Source organism: Psychroserpens sp. XS_ASV72, assembly GCF_041224425.1.
In the GTDB taxonomy this organism is placed as follows: domain Bacteria; phylum Bacteroidota; class Bacteroidia; order Flavobacteriales; family Flavobacteriaceae; genus Psychroserpens.
On sequence record NZ_JBGFGL010000038.1, the window covers coordinates 1 to 832 of the forward strand.

Sequence of the window (832 nt, forward strand, 5' to 3'; positions counted from 1 at the left end):
CTGGACTTTGTGAGCTTTCAGGAGAATTGGAGGCGAACGTAGTTAAGGAGTACGATGCCTGTGGAGGACTTATCACGATAAGCTACAACGGAGAGGATGCCTGTGGCAACCCATTGAGCGCAGGACCATACTATATCGAGGTTGATCCAGCTCCAGAGGCTACGGTAACAACTCCATTGTTCCCAGAGAAGGTTGCCTGTGCAGATGCAGATGGCTTTACAGCTGCAGACGCTACATACAGCAACGGACTAGAGGGTACTGCATGTGAGATCTCAGGATCGATCGAGGCAGAAGTTGTAAAAGAGTACAACGCTTGCGGTGGAATGATCACTGTTACTTATACAAGCAAGGACGCCTGTGAGCGTGACTTGATGGCAGGACCATTCTATATCGAGGTTGACCCAGCACCAGAGGCTACGGTTACAGTACCAGAGTTCCCAGCAGACATCGCTTGTGCTGATGCTGCAGACTGGACAGCTGGTAACGCAACATATACTAACGGTCTGACAGGACTTTGCGAGATTTCGGGAGAACTTGAGGCAGAGGTTTCAAAAGACTACAATGCCTGTGGAGGAACCATTACTGTATCTTACTATGGATACGACCAGTGCCAGAACCCATTGAGTGCAGGACCATTCACAATCAACGTGATGCCAGCACCAGAGGCTACTGTTACAGCACCAGAGTTCCCAGCGAACATCATGTGTTCAATGGCTGCTGATTTTGAGGCTGCAAACGCAACCTACAGCAACGGACTAGAGGGTACTGCATGTGAGATCTCAGGAGAGATCGAAGCGGTAGTTGTTAAGGACTACGATGCTTGTGGCGGAAC

At 49.9% G+C, this 832-nt stretch carries 2 protein-coding genes; one reads left to right on the forward strand and one right to left on the reverse strand.

Translation table 11 applies throughout. The features are described 5' to 3' along the window. Positions 1 to 130: 130 nt before the first annotated feature. Entirely contained in the window at positions 131 to 331 is a 201-nt protein-coding gene (locus AB9K26_RS00190) for a hypothetical protein (RefSeq protein WP_369970535.1), read from the reverse strand. On the opposite strand from AB9K26_RS00190, the gene AB9K26_RS00195 reads away from it, so the two are divergent. Beyond that, on the forward strand, positions 324 to 832 hold a 509-nt coding region (locus AB9K26_RS00195; RefSeq protein ID WP_369970536.1), incomplete at its 3' end, for a hypothetical protein. The genes AB9K26_RS00190 and AB9K26_RS00195 overlap by 8 nt on opposite strands.